The sequence below is a fragment of the Amphritea sp. genome (assembly GCF_048266285.1).
Lineage (GTDB): Bacteria > Pseudomonadota > Gammaproteobacteria > Pseudomonadales > Balneatricaceae > Amphritea.
This window is the reverse complement of the sequence record NZ_JBLWZV010000003.1, coordinates 52428-71654: the sequence shown is the minus strand read 5'-3', so window position 1 is coordinate 71654 and position 19227 is coordinate 52428. Positions and strand designations below refer to the sequence as shown.

The following is a 19227-nucleotide window of genomic DNA, read 5'->3' as shown; positions in this document are numbered from 1 at the left end:
TCATACCTGTCGTGATTCTATCGAAGGATTGACTCACACAGGTCACTAAAACAGATCCGAACCTGAACGTGGTGCTTTATCGAATAAGTCGCGCAGCGACACCAAGGAGGACTCGGTGTGGTAAACGGCTCGTTTGGTTGCTGTGGGTAAAAAAATGCCCAGCATCACTGCTGGGCATTTGGCTTTTTTGAACGACGGCTTTCACTCAATGCTTCAGCATCAACACCGCTTGCTTGGCTATCGGCAGCAGCTCGCTACCATCCTGCTCTAGATATTCCCTTATCTGTGCTTTCATGGTGCGGGCCCAGAATTTGGTCATATGATCGGCGACCATTTCAGCTTCGGCTATATCATCGCCGATATGGGTGTTGTTGGCGGCGATCTGGTTAGCCATCCTGATGAGGCTGGTGAGTTGATGATTTCCCATGTTTATAATTCCTTTGAATCATCGGAGGATTGAGTTAAACCCGTCGTGACCGATTGATTGTAAATAACGTGCCGGCCTGGACGGGCGAAGCCGATTAGATTGAGCCCCGCTTGTTTTGCCAGTGTCAGGGCCAGTCCCGTGGGGGCGGATACGGCCACCAAGGTACTAACGCCACAGCTAGCGGCCTTGTGTACCATCTCATAACTGGCACGGCTGGAAACTAGCACAAAGCCTTCATTCAGGTTGGTTTTAGCCCGTTTAAGTGCGCCGATTAGCTTATCCAGCGCGTTATGTCGGCCAACATCTTCCCTCAATAGTTGAATATTGCCCTGCTGATCACACCATGCGGCCCCATGACAGGCACCCGTGAGCGCTTGCAAGGGTTGGTTTTTCTTCAGTTGCTGCAACCCCCGTTCAACCGCTGCGGCAGATGGGGCTGGCTGAATGGGCACCGCTTTGACCGGTCGAATGGCTTGTTGCAGAGACTCTGTGCCGCATAAGCCACAGCCGGTACGGCCGGTCAGGTTACGACGGCGCTGCTTTAACTGCATCGAGCGCTGTGTCGTGATCGACAGCTGAATTTCGATACCCGCAGCCACATTATCAGTTTCAGCCATTACCCGTTCCAGCCCATAGATCTCATCGGCTGTTTTGATAATGCCTTCGCTGAGGCTAAAGCCCAACGCGAAGTCTTCGAGGTCGCAGGGGCTGGCCATCATTACCGCGTGGGAGATGCCGTTATAGACCATGGCCACAGGAATCTCATCGGCAATCTGATCTAACGCATCCAGCGTTTGACCCTCTTGCCAACGACTAACCGCCGCTTGTGTATAACAGTCATCCAGTTTCAGCGTTAGGTTGTCGGATGTGGTTGTCTTGGGCTGCTTCAAGGCCATATTAACCTCCAGCCGAGGCCGGTTTACCGTGCCCTTTTTCCTGTCGGGCACTATCGAGGTGACCAATCTGTTCTTTATGGAAGGCATGATATCGCTGCTGCCACTCGGACGGCTCGGACACTTTGATCGCTTGAATCGCGGTGACTTTATATTCCGGACAGTTAGTCGCCCAGTCAGAGTTGTCGGTGGTGACCACGTTTGCGCCACTGTGAGGGTGGTGGAAGGTGGTATACACGACGCCCGGTTGCATCCGGTCGGAGATCTTCGCCAGCATCACGGTTTCACCGGAACGGCTGGTGATCCCCACCCAATCGTTATCTTTGATACCGCGATCTTCGGCATCCTGAGGGTGCAGCTCAAGCACATCGTCATCATGCCAAACCTGATTTTCGGTACGCCGGGTCTGGGCGCCAACATTGTATTGCGACAGTGTACGGCCGGTGGTCAGCAGTAATGGGTATTTACGGGTAGAGCGTTCTTCGGTGGCGACATATTCGGTGATCGCAAATTGGCCTTTACCGATCGGGAAGCTATCCAAATGCATGATCGGGGTGCCTTCGGGGGCACTGTCGTTACATGGCCATTGTAAGCTGCCCATCTCTTCTAAGCGTTCATAGCTAACATTGCTAAAGGTCGGCGTTAGCAGGGCGATCTCATCCATAATTTCGGATGGATGGTTGTAGTTCATCGGATAGCCCAAGGCGTTGGACAGCGCTTGGGTGACTTCCCAATCCTGCTTGCCTGCTAGCGGTGGCATGACCTTGCGTACACGGTTGATGCGTCGCTCGGCATTGGTGAAGGTGCCATCTTTCTCAAGGAAAGAGGAGCCGGGCAGGAATACGTGGGCAAATTTAGCGGTTTCGTTAAGAAAGATATCCTGCACCACCAGACATTCCAGCGCCCGCATTGCGGCGTGAACATGGTTGGTGTTCGGGTCTGACTGGGCAATATCTTCGCCCTGACAATACATTCCTTTGTAGGTGCCATCCATCGCAGCATCAAACATATTGGGAATACGTAGGCCCGGTTCATTATCGAGTTCAACACCCCAGACGGCTTCAAAGCGCGCCCGTACGGCATCGTCGGAGACATGTTGATAGCCCGGCAGTTCATGGGGGAAGGAACCCATATCGCAGGACCCTTGGACATTGTTTTGTCCCCGAAGTGGATTCACACCTACACCATCACGGCCAATGTTACCGGTCGCCAGTGCGAGGTTGGCGATACCCATGACCATGCTTGATCCTTGGCTGTGTTCGGTAACACCTAAACCGTAGTAGATGGCTGCATTGTTTGCGTTGGCATAGATCCGGGCGGCACTACGCAGCTCGGCGGCGGGAATACCGGTAATGGATTCGGTGTTCTCCGGTGAGTGGCGCGCTTCACTGATAAAGTCGCGCCAAGCGCTAAAGGCGTCGGTTGCACAGCGCTCGGCGATAAAGGCTTTGTCTTCTAAGCCTTCGCTGATAATGACATGGGCCATAGCATTCACAAACGCCACATTACTACCGGGGCGCAGTGATAGATGGTGATGGGTTTCGACATGGGGCGTCTTCACTAGGTCGATACGCCGTGGATCGGCAACGATCAGCTTGGCACCCTGACGTAGACGTTTTTTCAGCAATGAGCCAAATACCGGATGGGCATCGGTAGGGTTGGCACCGATCACCATAATGGCGTCGGCATGCATCACGGAATCAAACGTTTGTGTCCCGGCGGATTCCCCTAAGGTGGCTTTCAAACCATAGCCGGTCGGTGAATGACAGACTCGCGCACAGGTGTCGGTATTGTTATTACCGAAGGCGGCGCGAATCAGTTTTTGCACCAAATAAGTTTCTTCATTGGTACAGCGGGATGAGGTGATACCGCCGATGCTTTCACGGCCATATTTCGCTTGGATACCGCGCAGTTTGTTGGCCGCAAAGGTGAGCGCTTCATCCCAGCTAACTTCTTGCCAAGGTTGATCGATTGAATCCCGAATCATCGGTTTGGTGATGCGGTCGCCATGGGTGGCATAACCAAAAGCAAAGCGGCCTTTAACACAGGAGTGACCATGGTTCGCTTGGCCACCTTTATAAGGCACCATGCGGATAATTTCAGCGCCTTTCATTTCGGCTTTAAACTGACAGCCGACACCGCAATAGGCACAGGTTGTCACCACGCTGTGTTCTGGTTGGCCCGCTTCAATGACTGATTTTTCCATCAGTGTTGAGGTGGGGCAGGCTTGCACACAAGCACCGCAAGAGACACATTCTGAATCGAGAAAGGCTTCGTTTTGTCCGGGGGATACTTTGGAATCGAAGCCGCGACCATCGATGGTCAGGGCGAAGGTGCCTTGCACTTCGCTACAGGCTCGCACACAGCGGGAGCAGACGATACATTTGCTCGGATCAAAACTGAAATAGGGGTTGGAATGGTCTTTTTCTGCGTCGAGGTGATTCTCTCCCTCGAAGCCGTAACGCACTTCTCGCAGGCCGACTTCACCCGCCACATCCTGCAGTTCACAATTACCATTGGCCGGGCAGGTCAGGCAGTCCAGCGGGTGGTCGGAGATGTACAGCTCCATAATATTACGGCGTAGCTTACCCAACCGTTTATTCTGAGTGGTGACTTTCATGCCCGCTTCAGCCGGTGTGGTGCATGATGCTGGCGTCCCCCGGCGGCCTTCGATCTCAACCGCGCAGATGCGGCACGAACCAAAGGCTTCAAGGTTATCGGTAGCGCACAGCTTAGGGATATTAATATCGGCTTCGGCAGCAGCGCGCAGCACCGAAGTACCTTCAGGCACAGTGATTGATTTACCATCGATCTCAAGGGTGATCAGGTTTTCGGAAACACTCGCGGGGGTGCCATAATCTTTATGATAATCGGTGCTGTTAGGATCAAAGATCTGAATCATGACCGGGCTCCCTTGTTGTTTTGCGCAGGTTGATTAAAGTCTTCCGGGAAGTGTTTAACGGCGCTTAGTACGGGGAACGGGGTCATGCCGCCCATAGCACAGAGTGAGCCATCGATCATGGTGTTACAGAGATCGCTCAGCAGTTCCATGTTGGCAGCGCGGTTTTCATCATTACGAATCCGGTCGATCACCTCGACACCGCGAGTAGAGCCGATACGGCAAGGGGTACACTTACCGCAGGATTCAGCGACGCAGAACTCCATGGAAAAGCGCGCTTGGGCAGACATATCCACGGTGTCATCAAACACCACAATACCGCCGTGGCCAAGACCCGCGCCGATGGCCTGGAAAGATTCATAATCCATCGGTGTATCCCACTGGCTTTCCGGCAGATAGGCACAGAGTGGCCCACCCACTTGAACCGCCCGCATTGGCCGTCCACTGAAGGTACCACCGCCGTATTCTTCCAACAGTTCACGTAGGGTGACACCGAAGGCCAGCTCAATCAGGCCGCCGCGTTTAATATTACCCGCTAGCTGAAATGGCAATGTGCCGAGGGAGCGGCCCATGCCGAAATCAGCATAGGCTTGGCCTCCTTGCGAGAGGATGTAAGGTATCGCCGCCAGTGACAATACATTATTGACGATGGTGGGCTGGCCAAATAATCCGACAATGGCAGGTAGCGGCGGTTTCGCTCGCACCATGCCACGTTTCCCTTCAAGACTTTCCAGTAGCGAGGTTTCTTCGCCGCAGATATAGGCTTTAGCACCTAGGCGTACTTCAAGCTTAAAGGTTTTACCACTATCGAGAATATTCTCGCCGAGATAACCGGCGGCTTCGGCATTGGCAATCGCTTCATTTAGAATCTGATAGGCAACCGGGTATTCTGAGCGCAGATAGATATACCCCTGATCGGCACCCACCGCCAGACCCGCGATGGTCATGCCTTCGATTAGCATATAGGGATCGGCTTCCATCACCATACGGTCGGCAAAGGTGCCGGAGTCGCCCTCATCGGCATTACAGACGATATATTTTTGTGGGCTATGAGGGGATGTTGCATCCAATACGGTTTGCCATTTGATGCCGGTGGGGAACGCTGCGCCACCACGGCCACGCAATCCAGAGGCTTTGACCTCATCAACAATCTGCTGACCATCCAGCTGTAAGGCTTTTTTCAGACCATTGAAACCATCTAACTGGCAATAATCATCCAATGAAACGGGATCTGTAATGCCTGCGCGGGCGAAGGTCAGCCGTTGCTGTTGTTTCAGATAAGGAATCTCTTCGGTCAACCCCTGACACAGTGGGTGGTCAGTCGCACCGCTAACAAAGGCTTGGTCAAACAGACTATCGATATCAGCACTGCTGACTGGGCCATAGGCAATACGGCCAGCACTTGTTTCAACTTCGATTAAAGGTTCCAGCCAGAAGAGACCGCGGGAGCCGTTACGAATAATCTCAATGGTTTCGCCGCGCTGCTTAGCTTCGGCAGCGATCTCTAGCGCCAACTGATCGGCACCCATTGCTAGGGCTGTGGTGTCACGCGGAATATACAGTTTGGTTACGCTCATCAGTGTACCTCCAGCGTTTGTGAACGCAGCCCATCAACTAGCTGATCAAATTTTTCGGGGGTCACTCGGCCAACGATCTCATCGTCAATCCGCACGGAAGGGGAGCAAGCGCAGTTGCCTAGACAGTAAACTTCTTCCAAGGTGATCGTCTGATCGCTCGTGGTGCCGTGATAATCCACCCCGAGAGTCGCTTTGGCATGGGCTTCGAGTTGACGCGCCCCCATCGCCTGACAGGCTTCAGCGCGGCACACTTCAACGGTATGTTTACCGGGTGCTGTGGTGCGAAACTGATGATAAAAGCTTATGACTCCGTGAATGTCGGCGCGAGATTGGTTTAAGGATTCCGCAATCAGCGGCACTGATTCGGGAGGGACAAAGCCCAAACGATTTTGAATCTCATGAAGGATAGGCAGCAAAGCGCCTGGTTTATGTTTCAGACCGGTAATGGCGTCGTTTACTACCGATAATAACTGCTCTTTGGCTGCGGTCATTTTGTTATTCTCATTTAACATATGAAGTGGAGTTCATATGTTGCTATTCGAGTGTCTTAGAAGCCCAAAATATGTGCTTTATAGTGGTGTTTAAAGTAGCATTAGTTGGTCTTCTACGAAATATGAAATATTGTGCATATGAAACGTATTCAAGTTGTTCCAAGTTGGTCTTTTCGCGATGCTGGCGGTAACCAGTTGAATCCCCAATTATTTTCGCTGTTAGGGGCGATACATGAGACGGGCAAGCTGACCGCGGCGACTGAAAAAATTGGCATCTCATACCGCCATGGATGGAACCTGTTGAATACGTGGGCGGCCTTTTTTGGTTTGCCGCTGGTCGATATGAAAAAAGGTAAGGGGGCGACACTATCGGCCTTAGGTGAAAAATTGCTCTGGGCCGAACAGCGTGTATTGGCAAGGTTAGAACCACAATTAGAGAGTTTAGCCTCCGAACTTAATTTAGAGATCCACCGAGCGCTGGAGGGGGTTAACCCCTTGCTACGCGTCCATGCGAGCTACGGTTATGCGGTGGCTTTATTACCCGATTTCAGCAGCGATATTCAACTGGATCTGCAGTACAAAAGTGCTGAAGAAGCACTGGCCTCACTCAACCGGGGCGTCTGTGATGTGGCAGGTTTTCATGTGCCGGTAAATGGCCGGGCAGGGGGCATGAGCGATGCCCTCTATGAAACCTATAGCCGTCACCTGAAACCACGGGTGCATAAGATCGTTAAATTTATAACTCGCCAGCAGGGGCTAATGGTCAAACCCGGTAATCCTAAACAGATTAACGGGTTGCAGGACTTAGTACGTAAAGACGTTAAGTTTATCAATCGTCAGAAGGACTCCGGTACCCGGGCACTGCTTGATGAACTATTAATCCGCGAGGGGGTAAACAGCAAGCGGATTAACGGTTTTGCCGATGAGGAATTCACCCATTCAGCGGTGGCGGCTTTCGTCGGTGCAGGGATGGCAGATGTCGGCATGGGAGTGAAGGCAGCAGCGAGCCAGTTCGGTCTTGATTTTATACCGTTATCCTCTGAGTATTATCTGTTTGTGTGTCACCATAAAACCCTTAAACAGGAGGCGATGCTGCGTTTGTTAGCCAGTATTCGTCGTGAGGTATTTCAGACTGCCGTACAGCAACTGCCAGGGTATTCACCGGAGGATTGTGGGGAGGTGGTCGCTCTAGATACGATCTTTAGTGGGTAATGCGAGCAAGCGACTCGTCAGGCTTGTCTATCAGTTAGGTTATATGAGTTGAGTGGGCAGCGGTCGCGACACTTCCTATTCTCTCTGCAGCCTAAGCCTTCGCTTTACGTTATTGTTTGTCAGACAGTGAGCGTCAGTTTGACGTTGATCCATTCTCATTCATCCGATAGATGAGATTCAAATACTGCTCGATGGTGTCATTACTAAACAATCTAAATAGTTGCCTATTTGTTGAGCGATGAGTGAATCTTTTCGAGTTTAGAAGATCATATATTTATGGCGTTTAAAGTGGTGCTCAACTGAGTCTTCGTGTCATCAGGTGGCATCGCCTTGGCTTTTGCTAGAGATCAACCTTAATCCGATGAGGCTAGGGTAGACTGACAATAAAGCAGAACTGTTTATTCGCTAAACCTATGTGTGTGTCGGGCTGGCATTTGAGGCCGCGGGTTAGAAGCGTTGATCAATGAATAATGGACTATAAGCAACCGATAAGGAGCATCAATTGATAGAACTAATCACACAGTCATCTTTTACTGAAGTGGCTGCGCTACTGGTGCTGGCTGCCATTATGGGGTTTGCGGGTTTATTTTTGCGGCAGCCTCTTATCGTGAGTTTCATCGCCGTGGGATTAATCTCGGGGCCCTCCGTTTTAGACATCGTACACTCCAAAGAACAGATCCAACTACTGTCCGAATTAGGGATCGCAGTGCTGCTGTTTTTGGTCGGTATCAAGCTGGATGTGAAGCTTATTCGTTCCATCGGTTCGGTGTCGATTATGACCGGGCTTGGGCAGGTAGCCTTTACATCGATAGTCGGTTATTTCATCGGCCTTGGGATAGGCCTAGATCACATTACCAGCATCTATGTTGCTGTAGCGCTGACTTTTTCTTCGACCATTATTATCGTCAAGCTGCTTTCGGATAAACGAGAGATCGATTCTCTTCATGGTAAAATCGCTCTCGGCTTTTTGATTGTGCAAGATCTGGTTGTCGTGGTGGCGATGATTGTGTTGGCGACCATTGGCATCGGCACAGGACATGGCGGTGATGCGAATAGCTCCATCTGGCAGGTGGCTTTGGCGGGCATGGGGTTGCTGTTATTTGTGATCTTCTTTGTGCGTTTCATCGCTAATCCACTGACCCAGCAATTGGCCAAAACACCTGAACTATTGGTTATTTACGCTATCGCTCAGGCGGCACTGTTTGCTGCAGTCGGTAATATTATCGGCTTGGGTATGGAAGTCGGCGGTTTGTTGGCAGGGGTGGCATTAGCCTCAACACCTTATCGTGAAAGTATTGCTGCTCGGTTGGCTCCCTTACGGGATTTCTTATTACTGTTTTTCTTTATCGCCTTGGGCGCTACCTTAGACTTATCGTTGTTGGGGTCGCACCTGTCAGGGGCTGCGATTTTCTCACTCTTCGTACTTATCGGTAATCCTCTGATTGTTTTGGCGATTATGGGGGCGATGGGTTATCGCAAACGAACCGGTTTTCTCGCGGGCTTAACCGTTGCACAAATCAGTGAGTTTTCACTTATTTTCATCACTATGGGAGTCAGTTTAGGCCATGTGCAGCATGATATTCTCGGCTTAGTCACCCTCGTTGGGATCGTTACGATTACCGCATCGACTTACATGATTACCTATTCCCATCAGCTCTATGCTTTTTTTGAACCGGTTATTGGCATCTTTGAACGGACGGGTGCGCCGCGGGAGCAATCAACGGAGCACCATACGGGTAGCGCTTATCAAGTGGTTATCTTCGGTTTAGGTCGGCTGGGCACTGAGATTGCTGCACGTTTACAGGAGCAGGGCGTGAGTGTTTTAGGATTAGACTTCAACCCTGCCGCCATTAAGCATTGGCAGTATTTAGGCTTAGAGACTGAGTACGGTGATGTGACTGATCCTGAATTTATCGCCGAACTGCCGCTCAAACATACCCAATGGATTGTCTCCACTATTCCACAACATCATACTGGGCTGTCGTCAGAGGACACCCGCAAAACAATTATTCAATTAACGTTAGCCGCAGGCTTTTCGGGCAAGTTAGCCACGGTGTCGCACAGTAAAGCAGACACCGAAGAGTTACAACTGCTCGGTATTGATCTAGTGCTGGAGCCTTTTCAGGATGCCGCCGACCGAGCGACGGAGTTATTGCTTGAAGGCATTGATAACCCCTCTTTTCAATCTCCCACATCCATCGGAGGCTCGCGATGAAACAGTTTAAAAATATTCTCTATGTGCTCAATCATGATACGCATCGGTCTTCGGCATCACTCTTACGGGCTGTAGCACTGGCGAAGTCGAATCAAGCAGACCTTACGCTGTTACAGATGTTGCCTGATGTTTCACCTATCGCCCAAGCTCTTGATAGCGGTGCTGATGAGTTAGCCGCTAAAATTTTGCAGCAGGAACAAGCGACGCTGCAACAGCTTATTGCCTCGTTAGATGTGGATTTCAGTTTAAAAATGGAACAGAAAATTGGCACTCCATACATTGAGATTATTCGTCTGGTTAAGGTGCAAGATTTCGATCTGGTGATTAAAGAGATTGAGGATATCGATTGGCTCGATCGCTTGCTAGGGAGCGATGATATGCATTTGCTGCGTAAATGCCCCTGTCCGGTATGGTTGATGAAAAAAGATGATAATACCCAATATAAACATATTATGGCGGCGGTTGATTTAACCGATGAAAGCGATCGCTGTAACGATGAATTGAATTCAGAAATACTCGAGTTTGCCTGTTCGCTGTCATTAGCTGAATTTACCATGCTGCATGTTGTGAGCGCCTACGATGTGCCTCAAGCCGGGTTTATTAGCCTGTGGGCAGAGCAGCCCGATAGAGTGAACAGTCAATTATTTGATGCTGAATCCCGTGATAAACAGCAGAAAATGAGAGTGCTGATGAATGGCTTGAAATCGAAGGTTGGCGTTGAATCTTATAATTACTTATCGCCACAAACCCATATCGTTCAGGGGCCTCCGGGTCGAGAACTACCACGCTTAGCGAATGAGCTTAATGTTGATCTCGTGGTGATGGGAACAATTGCGCGTACCGGTATCGCGGGGGTGATTATCGGAAATACGGCGGAGAATGTTTTGCCGCAGTTACGCTGTTCGGTGTTGGCTATCAAACCTAAAGGTTTTGTATCACCGGTATCTTAGGCAGAGCACGTTAGCCAATAGCGGTTTGCAGAGCTTTGTATGGTTGCGCGTCTATGGTGATTTAGTCGTGATTGGCTGTATGCGCTAACGCGCATGCTTGGCAGATACAGGCTTTCCCTTTGGCCTCTAGTGGCGCCTGATCCAATAGCGGTTGAGTGAACGCTATGTCGCGAGTGTAGCACCAGCAGTCGGGTTGCGAGCCACAGCTTGACCGGTTGCCGCAGTGGTTAGCCTGTTTGCACAGAGGGCATAAGCTTGGGTCAATGGATTCGATTGCTGTCGTCACTCTAATTCTCTGTTGTGGTCTAGGATGGTTTTTTATTGGCTGTTAATGAATGGGGTTTACCCGCTATAAATCAGCGCAAGGCTGGCTGAAAAGCTGGTCGGTATTTTTACACTGAGCATAACGGCTTGCTAGAACAAAATACACCGCTGAGGTTGTGGGTCGTATGATGGTTGCTTGCCATAATGCCGTGAGGGCACGGCTCCTAGGTATTTTCTATTTGTTCGTAGGGAGTAGATGTTGTAGATCATTAATCATAACAGAGAGGTCAAAGCCTTTTTAAGCGTTGTAAAGCTAATCATATTAACAGCTGAAGGCTTTGACCTGGTAGCGAGAATCAGTATGGCCCCTTTCTCTATTGAACAGATGAGTATGAGGCTTATTGACTCAGCCTTTAGCGGTACGTTTTTTCTTATCGGGATCGTCAAAGGGTAATGAGTGAGCAATCGCCGAAACACTCAAGCTGCCTTTAACTTCCAAAGGGGTACCTTGCACGGCATAGTCGGTATCAAAACGTACTAGCGCCATCGATTTTTCAGTCAAGCGTGAATACATAGCACAGGTAATAACACCCACTTGCTTACCATCGGCCCATAGCGTATCACCTTCTTGAGCGGCTTGATCACCTTCCAATAGCGCGCCAAAAATCTTGAAGCGTTCTTGACCTTTTAACCTAAAGTGTTCGTTGGCGCCGCGGAAGTCGGTTTTATCTTTCGAGACGGTAAAGTCTAAGCCCAGCTCCCACAGAGTATCGCCCGCCGCTTCATCGGCAAAAGGGTACATCTCAGAGTTGTCATAGGGATAAAACAGCAGATAGCTTTCTACACGCAGCATATCCAAGGCGGTAAAGGCGCAAGGAATGATACCTTGTGGTGCACCGAGTTCCAGAATGGTGTCCCAGATAGCGGGGGCGTCGGCGGCTTTACAGAAGATTTCATAGCCTCTTTCGCCAGTATAACCGGTGCGGGAGATCATCACGGGCAAGCCAAATAGACGGGTCTGCAGATGGTGGAAGTAAGGTAGTTCGCGAATCCCCGGTACATGCTCAGCCAGAAAATCGACCGCGAGAGGGCCCTGTAATGATAGATCATGCAGATCATCATCAAATAACACGCTTACCTGACGGCCTTGGGAAGCGCGCACCAGCATTTCATAGCCATTACCTGCGCCAAACACCACCATAAAGGCATTAGGGCCGGTGCGGTAGATAACGCAGTCATCAACAAACTTACCGGATTCGTTCAGAATCGTGGCATAGACGGATTTGCCGGGGTACAGCTTGGTGATATCTCGGGTGCACGTATACTCAAGTAAGCTTTCGGCATGGGGGCCAACAAAGTGTACTTTTTTTAAGCCTGATACATCCATCAAGCCTGCTTTCGTACGGATCGCTTCATGAGCAAGCGATAAATCGCTATCGTAGCTCCAAGGAGTTCCCATACCGTTCCAATCTTCCAGTTTTGAACCAAGAGCTCGATGCTTCTCAGCAAGTGCAGAATGTCGCCACGAATTTGCCATGTTACGTTCCCTTTTATCGGTGTATAAAAAAACTACTAGGAAATAATATTTCTTCTCAGGAATAGCAATTAGTATGCCAGCCGCCTTTAATGTTGCTTAAATGGCGTGCCGTGGAGGCTATGAATATTGGGCTGCGGAACAGCGCAAAAGGATTTAAGCGCTACCGTTGCGGTGGGGTGCCGGTGCGGTTTATTAGGCGAATTAATACAGAGCCGAGTGTCTGTGAACAATAGAGCTTCTCTTGCTTTGAGTGAAAAAAGGCTGTGTTTATGATTGGCTCAGAACCCGGGTGTAATAGAGGGCGAGTTTCGTCCTGTGTGAATGAACGCAGTGATCGGGGTGAACACTAAACAGGCGGTTCGTTTTAGCCGCTGGCACAAAGTGTGCAGCTAATAATTGTTAGGGGTTATCGTACAAATTAGCGTTATCTCGCCTTTAAGTAGTGCAATGCGTGCACTCGATGTCTTTTATTGCACTAAGTTTGTGCGCATTGGTGGGCTATGTCAGGGTTTCAGAAAATCCTAAAAGTAAGGCGTCACTACAATAAATGGGTGGCCGATCAGACGCTGGAAGATTATGCGTTGCGTTTTACCGCGCGTAAAGGGCGGCATATGAGTATCTCCCGGGTGGGTAAAACCGCACTCGGGGCGGCTTCTTTTTTAGCCTTGGAAAGTCTGGCGGCGGCGGTCACCTTAAGTTATGGCTTCACCAATACCGTAATGGCGATGGTGGCCGTCTGTGTGGTGTTATTTATCACCGGCTTTCCGATTGTCTATTACTCGGCCAAACATGGCTTGGATATAGATCTGCTCACCCGAGGAGCCGGTTTTGGCTATCTCGGCTCCACCTTAACCTCGCTGATCTACGCATCCTTTACCTTTATCTTCTTTGCCATCGAAGCGGCTATTTTGGCCTCGGCTCTGAAAGCGTTATTCGGTATTCCATTGGCCTTAGGTTATCTCTTTTGTGCCGTCGCGGTGATTCCTATCGTGACCCACGGCATCACGGCGATCAGTCGGTTTCAGGTGCGCACCCATAATCTTTGGGTCGGGTTACAGCTGTCAGCGGTGATTGCCGTGCTGTGGTATGAGTTTGATAGCCTCGAAGGCTGGACCGAGTTTAGTCCGGGCATGGGAGCAACCGCCAGCGGCGAGTTCGACATCATTATGTTTGGCGCGGCGGTGTCAGTGTTTTTTGCTCTGTTTGCGCAGATTGGCGAGCAGGTGGATTATCTGCGCTTTATGCCGGAAAAAACCGAAGAGAATAAGCGCCAATGGTGGTTTTGGTTGATTCTGGCCGGCCCCGGCTGGGTGTTTACTGGCCTGATTAAGATGCTATTAGGTTCGTTTTTGGCCTATCTGGCGATTACTCAAGGAATGAGCCTACAGGAAGCGTCTGACCCTACCTATATGTATCAGCGGGTGTTTCAGCGGCTCACCGGTTCGCCAGAGATTGCTTTGTTATTGGCGGCATTGATGGTGGTGGTGTGCCAGATGAAGATCAATGTTACCAATGCCTATGCCGGCTCGATCGCATGGTCGAACTTCTTCTCCCGCTTAACTCACAGTCACCCCGGTCGGGTTGTGTGGTTGGTGTTTAATGTCACCATCGCCCTGATTCTGATGGAGCTGGGTATCTATCAGGCATTGGAAGCGATTTTAGGAATCTTTGCCATTATCGCCATAAGCTGGCTGGCATCCCTATCGGCGGATCTGTTAATCAATAAACCGTTGGGGTTAAGCCCACCGGAAATCGAATTTAAACGGGGTCATCTATACGATATCAATCCGGTGGGGATGGGGTCGATGGTGATCTCCACCGCTTTGGGGATGCTCAGTTATCTCGGTCTGTTTGGTGAGGTGGCGCGTAATCTCTGCCATTTTGTTAGTTTGGCCAGTTGCTTTATCTGTGTGCCATTGATCGCTTGGTTAACGGGTGGGCGCTACTATATTGCCCGTACCAATGAAGAGTTAAACCAGTATATCCGCTTGGTGCCGGTGTCGGGTCAGGCGCGTAATGTTTCGGTGGTGAACTGCGGTATCTGTGAGAACGATTTTGAACGGGAGGATATGAGTTACTGTCCGGCTTATGATCTGCCGATCTGCTCCCTCTGTTGCTCGTTAGATGTACGCTGCCTCGATAGCTGTAAGCCGAAGGCGCGGATGTCCCGTCAGGTGATGGAGATGTTACATCTATTTTTGCCGCGCCGTGGCGTTAAGCTGGTGAGTTCCCGGTTGGGCAAGTTTATCGGCCTATTGCTGGTGGTGAATTTGGTATTGGGGGCTTTGTTAGCGGTTATCTATCGTCAGTTAGCACCGGAAAATCCAGAAGAAACGGCGCTGGTATTGCAGACTATTTGGACGCTGTTCTTCACTCTCTTTATCGCCTCTGGGGTGGTTACTTGGTTGTTTTTGCTCACCCATGAGAGCCGTTTGGTGGCGCAGCAAGAATCCAACCGGCAAACGATGAAACTCACCCGTGAGATCGAAGCGCATGAGCAAACCGATCTGGAATTGCAGGAGGCGAAAGAGCTGGCCGAACGGGCCAATGCGGCTAAGAGCCGCTATTTATCCGGCATCAGCCATGAACTGCGCACACCGTTACAGTCGATTTTGGGCTATGCCCAGCTGCTGCGGGAACGTTCAGATTTGCAGGAAGATCAGCAACGGGGGTTGGATATTATCCACCGCAGCGGCCGCTATCTAACCGATCTGATCGAGGGGTTGCTGGATATATCGAAGATCGAGGCGGGGCGGTTAGATCTTTATCGTAATCAGGTTAATCTGCCTGAGCTGATTGAACAGTTGGCCGAGATGTTCCGTTTGCAAGCGTTACAAAAAGGCATCGCGTTTAACTGTCATATTGCCAACCCGCTACCGCAACGGATCGTCACGGATGAAAAACGCTTACGGCAAATTCTGATTAACCTGCTCTCCAATGCGGTGAAATATACACCGAACGGGCAGGTGGATTTTGATATTCGTTACCGTAATCAGGTGGCCGAGTTTTCGATTCGGGATACCGGGCCGGGGATCGATGAATATCAGATGCAGCGAATCTTCTCGCCCTTTGAACGCATTCGTAACCGTGATACCGCACATCTGCCGGGTACTGGGTTGGGCCTCACCATCGTTAAACTGCTTACCGAGATTATGGGCGGCGATCTGCAGGTGGACAGTCACCCCGGGCAGGGCAGTTGTTTTCGTATCTCAATAATGTTGCCTTGGGTTAGCAGTGAGGCACTAACACCGATATTACAGGAACAGCGGATTATCGGTTTTGAAGGTTATCAGCGCACGCTGTGCTTGGTGGATGATGACCCTGTATTGCGTGGCTTGTTGGCGGATATTCTGGTGCCCTTAGGGTTTGCCATTCTCGAAGCGCAGGATGCTGAAGCCTGTTTAGATCTGTTGCAGCACAGTGAGCCGGACCTCTTTCTGCTGGATATCTCGATGCCGGGAATGTCGGGCTTAGAGCTGGCCGCGCTACTGCGCCAACGCAATGTTGCGGGGCGTATTGTGATGCTATCGGCGGATGCGCGGGAACTCTCGGTCGGTGCTGAGGGGCACGATAGTTATGATGATTATCTGGTTAAGCCGGTGGCGAATCATCGCTTGCTAGAAAGCTTGGGCCGTCACCTTGAACTGAAATGGATCTACCGGGGTGAATCCGAACCAAGCGCGACAGAATGCGTTGCGAACGAGGACGTAAACAGCTGCGATGCTCCTACATCCGGTATGAGTCACACAGGGCAGAGCCCTGTGACTGACGCCGGTGACAATCCCCCGAAGAGCTTGTTGCAGCCGGATCACCCGTTGCTGCAAGAACTAAAAAACTGTGCCGAATTGGGTTATCACAAAGGGGTTATGCAGTGTTTGAAAGAGATCGAACCCCTCGACATTTTGTCGCCGGGGGCATTAACTCATTTGCGACAACTGAGTGAAAACTTTCTGTTTGGTAAGCTGGTGATGTATCTGGAGACGCAGCGTCAATGAATATGAGTGAATCTGTATCAACCCGAAATGATGTGGTGCTGGTGGTGGATGATTCCCCCAATGCTTTGAGCCTAATCAACGATGCACTGGAAGGGGCTGGACTGGATATTCTAGTGGCCTTGGAAGGCCGTCAGGCATTGACCATCTGTCAGCGTATCCGCCCCGATATTATTCTTATGGATGCCGTGATGCCGGTGATGGATGGTTTTGAAACTTGTCGGGCGCTGAAAGCCGATCCCAATCTGGCCACCATCCCGGTGGTGTTTATGACCGGCTTGACCGACACCGATGATATTGTCCGTGGCCTCGATAGCGGCGGGGTCGATTATCTCACCAAACCGATCAGCCCCAATGAGTTGTTGGCTCGTATTCGGGTGCATCTCGGTAATGCGCGCCAGACCAGCAGTGTTCACAGTGCCTTAGACAGTACCGGGCAACACCTGTTAACCGTAACCCAGGATAGCTTGCTACGTTGGGCGACCCCTAGAGCTTATGCTCTACTTGGTCGAGCAGGGGTGACCGAGCAGCTGCAAGAAAGCTGTTTACTACCGCAAATTCGTCGCTGGCTGTCTCATAATCCGTTAGAGCAAGAACGCCTACCAGTGAAGGATATCGATTATCCTCTGATGCTTAAATTAATCGGCTATCAGAGCAACGGTGAGGTGTTGATGCAATTGATCGATGGCAATAAACCCACCGGAGCCGAACTACTAAAATTAGAGCTGGAACTCACCGAGCGGGAAGCCGAGGTACTGTATTGGCTGGCTAACGGTAAAACCAACAGAGAGATCGCTGAAATTTTGGAGATCAGCCCGCGCACGATTAACAAACATTTGGAACAGATCTTCCCTAAACTCGGGGTTGAAAACCGCACCGCGGCGGCAGGTGTAGCGTTGCGATTGATTGCCAGTCACGAGTAAAACACCGTTGCTCGAACGTAACAACGAGCGAGAAGGACGCTTGCCACTCACCTTGGTGTTGCTGCATCGACGTTAAACCCTGTCGTTAAAGGTAAGAGTGCTGTTACGTCGGAAATGGCGCTACGGTTATCTAAGGAACAGGGAGAACTCCAGAAAGTTGGCTCAGTATGCAAGGCAACTTTGAACTTTGGTAAGCGAAACAAAACGTCAATTTAGACAATATTAAACCTTTAGACTTGGATGCGCGTAATAAGATATTTCGATTAGTGGTGTAAGCCCTCAGCGCATTAATTTTCAACTTCCTACCTATAGCTCTTGGCTTTGTTTTTTCTAACAAGCGAAGCTAAGAGCAACTATCCACAAACGATGAATTCACCCCCTATACGTCATTTGACGTATAGGGGTGCGTTAATCACCCCATACCGCCGTGCAGCGTATTTCCTAATAATGATTGTGTGACGTTCATCAATGACCGGGGCTTTTAGTTCCACCCGGAAAAGAATTGAAGTTTAACCTCAATAAGGGAAGTGGATATGAAGATCAAACATCTGGTTACGGGTATTGCTTTATCGATGGGTGCTACGGTATTGAGTGTCAGCGCGATGGCAGGGGATACAATCAAAGTGGGTGTGTTGCACTCGCTGTCCGGCACCATGGCGATCAGTGAAACGACATTGAAAGACACGGTTCTGATGATGGTTGAAGAGCAGAACAAGAAAGGCGGTCTGCTGGGTAAGAAATTGGAAGCGGTGGTGGTTGACCCTGCCTCTAACTGGCCTCTGTTTGCTGAGAAAGGCCGTGAGCTTTTAACCCAAGAGAAAGTCGACGTCATTTTTGGTAGCTGGACATCGGTTTCCCGTAAATCGGTTCTACCGGTATTAGAAGAACTAAACGGTTTAATGTTCTACCCGGTGCAGTATGAAGGTGAAGAATCCTCTAAAAATGTATTTTATACCGGTGCGGCGCCAAACCAACAGGCCATTCCTGCGGTTAACTATCTAAAAGATGATCTTGGGGTTGAGCGTTGGGTGTTAGCAGGTACCGATTATGTTTATCCACGTACCACCAACAAAATCTTAGAAGCCTATCTGAAAGCCAATGGTGTGGCTGAAGAAGATATCATGATCAACTACACACCCTTTGGTCATTCTGATTGGCAGTCGATCGTTTCCGATATTAAAAAATTCGGTAGCGAAGGTAAGAAAACAGCGGTGGTTTCAACTATCAACGGTGATGCAAACATTCCCTTTTACAAAGAGCTGGGTAACCAGGGTATCTCGGCAGAAGACATTCCCGTGGTTGCATTCTCGGTGGGTGAAGAAGAACTATCCGGCCTAGACACCAAGCCTTTGGTCGGTCATCTAGCGGCATGGAATTACTTCCAGAGTGTTGAAAGCGATGCCAATACTGACTTTATCGCTAAGTGGAAAGCGTTCACGGGTAATCCTAAACGTGTGACTAACGATCCTATGGAAGCCACTTATATCGGTTTCAAAATGTGGACTCAAGCGGTCGAGAAAGCCGGCACAACTGATGTTGATTCAGTTGAGCAAGCGATGATTGGTCAGGAAACGGAAAACCTCACCGGTGGCATGGCTTATATGAATAAGAACCATCACCTGAGCAAGCCGGTATTGATTGGTGAGATTCAGGAAGATGGTCAGCTTGAAGTGGTTTGGGAAACCGAAGGCTTAGTGGCCGGTGATGCTTGGTCTGACTTTCTGCCGGGTTCTAAAGATCTGATGGCTGATTGGACCGCACCGATCTCTTGCGGTAACTACAATGTTGTCACTAAGACCTGTTCAGGTCAGACCTATTAATCTTTAGCGCTTAACATCTTCATCCGC

General features: G+C 50.2%; 13 protein-coding genes. 6 read left to right on the top strand and 7 right to left on the bottom strand.

Annotated elements, in window-relative coordinates; all coding sequences use genetic code 11:
- Positions 1-205: 205 nt before the first annotated feature.
- From ACN0T0_RS05675 to ACN0T0_RS05655, 5 genes are read right to left on the bottom strand one after another with little or no spacing between them, the layout of a single operon-like run.
- Positions 206-427: a formate dehydrogenase subunit delta gene (locus ACN0T0_RS05675; RefSeq protein WP_417224111.1), complete on the bottom strand. Its 222-nt coding sequence runs from the start codon at positions 425-427 to the stop codon at positions 206-208.
- A gap of 2 nt (positions 428-429) precedes the next feature.
- Positions 430-1323: a formate dehydrogenase accessory sulfurtransferase FdhD gene (fdhD, locus tag ACN0T0_RS05670; RefSeq protein WP_417224109.1), complete on the bottom strand. Its 894-nt coding sequence runs from the start codon at positions 1321-1323 to the stop codon at positions 430-432.
- A gap of 1 nt (position 1324) precedes the next feature.
- The gene (gene fdhF / locus ACN0T0_RS05665) at positions 1325-4222 is read right to left on the bottom strand and encodes a formate dehydrogenase subunit alpha (protein WP_417224107.1); all 2898 of its coding nucleotides are present in this window, start codon (positions 4220-4222) and stop codon (positions 1325-1327) included.
- Complete coding sequence (locus tag ACN0T0_RS05660) at positions 4219-5796, bottom strand: formate dehydrogenase beta subunit (protein ID WP_417224105.1); 1578 nt, start codon at positions 5794-5796, stop codon at positions 4219-4221. Before ACN0T0_RS05660 ends, fdhF begins: the two co-directional genes overlap by 4 nt.
- Positions 5796-6287, bottom strand: a complete 492-nt coding sequence (locus ACN0T0_RS05655; RefSeq protein WP_417224103.1) for a formate dehydrogenase subunit gamma — start codon at positions 6285-6287, stop codon at positions 5796-5798. Before ACN0T0_RS05655 ends, ACN0T0_RS05660 begins: the two co-directional genes overlap by 1 nt.
- Before the next feature lie 138 nt (positions 6288-6425).
- Between ACN0T0_RS05655 and ACN0T0_RS05650 the strand changes: the two genes are divergently transcribed.
- The 3 genes from ACN0T0_RS05650 (at position 6426) to ACN0T0_RS05640 (ending at position 10664) form a co-directional block, all read left to right on the top strand.
- The gene (locus tag ACN0T0_RS05650; protein WP_417224101.1) at positions 6426-7499 is read left to right on the top strand and encodes a substrate-binding domain-containing protein; all 1074 of its coding nucleotides are present in this window, start codon (positions 6426-6428) and stop codon (positions 7497-7499) included.
- Between the two features lie 502 nt (positions 7500-8001).
- Complete coding sequence (locus ACN0T0_RS05645; protein ID WP_417224100.1) at positions 8002-9714, top strand: cation:proton antiporter; 1713 nt, start codon at positions 8002-8004, stop codon at positions 9712-9714.
- Positions 9711-10664, top strand: coding sequence for a universal stress protein (locus ACN0T0_RS05640; RefSeq protein WP_417224098.1), 954 nt, complete (start codon positions 9711-9713; stop codon positions 10662-10664). Before ACN0T0_RS05645 ends, ACN0T0_RS05640 begins: the two co-directional genes overlap by 4 nt.
- 61 nt (positions 10665-10725) lie before the next feature.
- Here ACN0T0_RS05640 and ACN0T0_RS05635 read toward each other — a convergent pair whose 3' ends face one another.
- Positions 10726-10950 (bottom strand): cysteine-rich CWC family protein, encoded by a 225-nt coding sequence (locus tag ACN0T0_RS05635; protein ID WP_417224096.1) that lies wholly within the window; start codon positions 10948-10950, stop codon positions 10726-10728.
- 384 nt (positions 10951-11334) lie between these two features.
- Positions 11335-12465 carry an aminomethyltransferase family protein gene (locus ACN0T0_RS05630; RefSeq protein ID WP_417224094.1) on the bottom strand — a complete coding sequence of 377 codons (1131 nt, stop codon included), beginning with the start codon at positions 12463-12465 and terminating at the stop codon, positions 11335-11337.
- 500 nt (positions 12466-12965) lie between these two features.
- On the opposite strand from ACN0T0_RS05630, the gene ACN0T0_RS05625 reads away from it, so the two are divergent.
- The 3 genes from ACN0T0_RS05625 (at position 12966) to urtA (ending at position 19200) form a co-directional block, all read left to right on the top strand.
- Positions 12966-16460, top strand: coding sequence for an ATP-binding protein (locus tag ACN0T0_RS05625; protein WP_417224092.1), 3495 nt, complete (start codon positions 12966-12968; stop codon positions 16458-16460).
- Entirely contained in the window at positions 16457-17380 is a 924-nt protein-coding gene (locus ACN0T0_RS05620; protein ID WP_417224090.1) for a response regulator, read from the top strand. The genes ACN0T0_RS05625 and ACN0T0_RS05620 overlap by 4 nt, the downstream gene beginning before the upstream one ends.
- Positions 17381-17913: 533 nt before the next feature.
- A complete protein-coding gene (gene urtA, locus ACN0T0_RS05615; protein WP_417224089.1) occupies positions 17914-19200 on the top strand; it encodes an urea ABC transporter substrate-binding protein in 1287 nt (428 codons plus the stop codon).
- Positions 19201-19227: the final 27 nt, after the last annotated feature.